A 4,046-nucleotide genomic window follows, 5' to 3' on the forward strand; every position below is an offset into this window, starting at 1 on the left:
GAGTTGCGGCAGCGGCTGCCGTGGCCGGCCGGCAAGACGTATCCGCTGGGCCCGGCCGTGGACCGGATCGTGGCCGGGATCGAACGGCGGTCCGGGCATGTCTACGGGCAGTGGTGGCTGCGGGGCATGCAGGGCGTGCGGGGGTATCTGCCGGGCCTGATCGGGGCTTTCGGGCCGCGTGAGGTGCGGCGGTTCGAGGGGCGGTTGCAGGGGGTGCCGACCGGGCTAGTGGGGGCGGGCGGTGCCGCCGACGAGCGGGAGCGCCGGGTGGTCGGTGACCGTGAGTGAGTGATCGAAATGCGTTGAATGTCCGCCCGTGTTTGTCTGGTCGAGGCCCGATCCCCTCACCCACATTGGGAGTGAAACCACATGGGCATGAAGGACCAGTTCCAGGAGAAGACCGAGCAGCTCAAGCACCAGGCGCGGCAGAAGGCCGGGCGGGCTCCGCAGGAGTCGGAGCGGCTGTCCCCCGAGGAGCGTGCGCGTCAGGAGCGTGAGCGGGCTCAGCAGCAGCCTGGGCAGCGCGGCCGGCAGCCGCAGGGCGAGCGCGAGCGCGATCGCGACCTGCGTGACGCCGAGGACCGGTTCCAGCAGGACTACGACATCTGAGTCGAGTGTCCGCTGAGATCCTGAGCGGGGCGCCCTCTTCACCGAGGGCGCCCCGTTCTCGTGTCCGCCTCCGGTCCTCGCCGGCAGCTCCTCAGCGGCCGGTCCTCGCCGGCAGCTTCGGGCGGGACCTGTCCGGCACGTTGCCGTAGTCCGGGGGGTTCGCGGCGGGGTGGGTCTTGAGGAGGTCCAGGGCGAGGGTGACCGCGGCGTCGAGTTGGGAGTTGCGGCCCTCGGCCCAGTCGAGGGGGGTGCGGTGGACCTCGACGTCGGGCAGGACGCCCCGGTTCTCGATGGACCAGCCGTACGCGTCGAACCAGGCGGCGTTCATGGGGACCGTGATGACGGTGCCGTCGCCGAGCTGGTGGCGGCCGGTCATGCCGACGACGCCGCCCCAGGTGCGCAGGCCCACCACCGGGCCGAGTCCGAGGAGCTTGAAGGCCGCCGTGATCATGTCGCCGTCGGACGAGGTCGCCTCGTCGGCCAGCGCGACCACCGGCCCGCGCGGCGCGGTGGAGGCGTACGACACCGGCTGCGCGCCCCGGGTGAGGTCCCAGCCGAGGATCCTTCGGGTGAGCTTCTCCACCACGAGTTCGCTGATGTGGCCGCCCGCGTTGCCGCGCACGTCCACGATCAGGGCCGGCCGGGAGACCTCCATGCGCAGGTCGCGGTTGAACTGGGCCCAGCCGGACCCGCCCATGTCGGGGATGTGGAGGTAGCCGCAGTGGCCGCCGCTGAGTTCATGGACGACCTCGCGGCGTTTGGCGACCCAGTCCTGGTAGCGCAGGGGGCGCTCGTCGAGCAGGGGGACCACGGCCACCCGGCGCGCGCGGCCCTCGCCGGCCGCCGGGGTGAACGTCAGTTCCACCGTCGTGCCGCCCGCGCCCGCCAGCAGGGGGAACGGGCCCGTCGTCGCGTCGACCGGGCGGCCGTCGACATGGGTCAGGACGGCGCCCTCGCGGATGCCCGTACCGGCGAGCGGGGAGCGGGCCTTGGAGTCCGAGGAGTCGCCGGGCAGGACCCGGCGGACCTGCCAGCCGTCGTCCCGGCGCACGAAGTTGGCGCCGAGGAGGCCCTGGCGGCGCTGGTAGTGGGGCGGGCCCTCGTTGCGGCGGGCGGCGGACACATACGCGTGGGAGGTGCCCAGTTCGCCGAGGACCTCGCGCAGGAGGTCGGCGAACTCGTCCGGGGAGGCGACCCGTTCGACGAGGGGCCGGTACTGGTCGAGGACCCCGTCCCAGTCGATGCCGCTCATGCCCGGGTCCCAGAAGTAGGCGCGGATCAGCCGGCCCGCCTCGGCGTACGACTGGCGCCACTCGGCGGCCGGGTCGACCTCGTGCATGATGCGCCGCAGGTCGATCCAGACGGTGCTGTCGCTGTCGCCGGACTCGGTGGAGGGCACGGCCCGCAGGTCGCCCTCGTCGACGACCACGAGACGGGTGCCGTCGCCGCTGATCGCGAACCAGTCGAGGTGGGAGACGAGTTCGGACTTCTTCGCCTTGCTGATGTTGAAGTACTCCAGGGTCGGGCGCCCGCTCATGTCGTCGGGGTTGGCGAAGGTCTCGCCGAGGGCGCCGGAGATCGGCCAGCGCAGCCAGACCAGACCGCCGCCGTTCACCGGGCACAGCGCCGAGTACTTGGAGGCGGTGACGGGGAAGGGCGTGACCCGGTTCTCCAGGCCCTCGACCTCCACGGTGACCGTCCCGCCGGCGTCCTCGTCCTCGCCGGGGTCCATGCCCCCGGCCACCGGGCGGCCGTCGGGGTTGAGGGCGAACGGTGAGGGCGTGGCGGAGGAGAGCGGGACCAGATAGGGGCGGCAGCCGAGGGGGAAGGACAGGTCGCCGGTGTGGACGTCGTAGACCGGGTCGAAGCCGCGCCAGGACAGGAAGGCCAGATAGCGGCCGTCGCCGGTGAACACCGGGTTCTCGTCCTCGAAGCGGCCACTTGTGACGTCGACGATCAGCCGGTCCTTCAGACGGGCCATCTTGATCTGGCGCAGACTGCGGCCGATGCCCGGATGGGACCAGGCCAGCCAGCTGCCGTCGGGGGAGAACGCGAGGTCGCGGACGGGCCCGTTGAGGGACGTGATGACCTCGGTGACCTCACCGTTGGACTCCTCCGTGGCGTCGAGCAGCAGCAGCCGGCCGTCGTGCGCGGCGAGGGCGAGACGCTCGCCTGCCGGGTCCGCGACCATCTCCAGGACACGGCCGACCGCGCCGGACGCCAGACGGCGGGGCTCGCGGTCACCGGTGGCGCGGGGGAGGTAGGCGATCTCGACGGCGTCCTCGCCGTCGGCGTCCGTCACGTACGCGACCTGGCCGCCGGAGCCGAGCATCTCGGGCAGCCGGACGCGGACGCCGGGAGTGTCGGTGATGGTCCGCGCGGGCCCGTCGCGGTGGGTCAGCCAGTACAGGCTGCCGCGGACGACGACGGCGCTGGCCCTGCCCGTCTCGTCGACGGAGAGGCCGTCGACGTGCTGCGCGGCCGGCACCTGGTACGGCCGCCGCCCGGTGAGCGATCCGTTGAGGCGGATGTCGAGCCGGCGGGGCACCGCGTCGGGCGCGAGGTCGTCGACGATCCACAGGTCGCCCGCGCACTGGTACACCACCCGGCTGCCGTCGCTCGCCGCGTGCCGGGCGTAGAAGGCGTCGTGGTCGGTGTGGCGGCGCACGTCGGAGCCGTCGTACGCGCAGGAGTAGAGGTTGCCGACGCCCTCGTGGTCGGAGAGGAAGGCGATGCGACCGCCGACGAACATGGGGGAGTGCAGATGCCCTTCGAGGTCGGGCAGCAGCCGCTCGCCGTGCAGCCAGAGGCGGCCCGTGGCGCCGCCGCGGTAGCGCTTCCACGAGGCAGGTTCGTGCGGGGGCGTGCCGGTGAGCAGCAGTGTGCGGCGCTCGCCGTCGATCTCGGCGACCTGGAGGGCGGAGACGGGCCCCCAGGGCAGTTTGCGGCCGGGGTCGCCGTCGGGCCGGACCTTGTACGCCCAGGTGTAGTAGGAGAAGGGCTCGCCGTGCGAGGCGACGGCCAGGATCTCGGAGCGGCCCTCCTCGTCGGGGGGCGTCCAGCCGCAGACCTCGGTGTCGGGGCTGCCCCAGTGGGTGAGGCGGCGGGCGGGCCCACCGCCGTCCACCGGCGCCAGATGGATCTCCGGGACGATGCTGCGCCAGCTCGTGTAGGCGATGTGGCGGCCGTCGGGCGAGAAGCGCGGGGTGGCGGCCTTCGTACGGTCGACGGTCAGGCGCCAGGCGCGGTCGGAGCCGTCGAGCGGGGCCAGCCACAGGTCGTCCTCGGCGACGAAGCAGACGCGGTCGCCGCCGATGTGGGGAAAGCGCAGGTACCCGGGGGTGCCCCGGTCGCTTCCGGTCTCGTATGAGTCGCTCACCTCCCCATGCTTTGCCGGGTCGGAGGGCGCGGCAACTTGTGCGCGGGGCGTTCGGGGG

2 protein-coding genes and 1 pseudogene are annotated in these 4,046 nt (G+C 73.0%); 2 read left to right on the forward strand and 1 reads right to left on the reverse strand.

The annotated features are described in order from the left end of the window. A pseudogene (locus AOK15_RS12960) lies at positions 1-288 on the forward strand (short-chain dehydrogenase); the annotation flags it as partial. 81 nt (positions 289-369) lie between these two features. Further along, entirely contained in the window at positions 370-609 is a 240-nt protein-coding gene (locus tag AOK15_RS12965) for a hypothetical protein (RefSeq protein WP_055516079.1), read from the forward strand. A 91-nt stretch (positions 610-700) separates the two neighbouring features. Here the strand turns inward: AOK15_RS12965 and AOK15_RS12970 are convergent, their stop codons facing one another. Further along, positions 701-3,988, reverse strand: a complete 3,288-nt coding sequence (locus AOK15_RS12970) for a S41 family peptidase (protein WP_055516081.1) — start codon at positions 3,986-3,988, stop codon at positions 701-703. Positions 3,989-4,046: the final 58 nt, after the last annotated feature.

This window comes from Streptomyces ossamyceticus (assembly GCF_001418475.1).
GTDB lineage: Bacteria > Actinomycetota > Actinomycetes > Streptomycetales > Streptomycetaceae > Streptomyces > Streptomyces ossamyceticus.

Bases quoted from the DNA above. Each gene is read 5' to 3' on its own strand.
- AOK15_RS12965 (WP_055516079.1), top strand. From the start codon at position 370: ATGGGCATGAAGGACCAGTTCCAGGAGAAGACCGAGCAGCTCAAGCAC.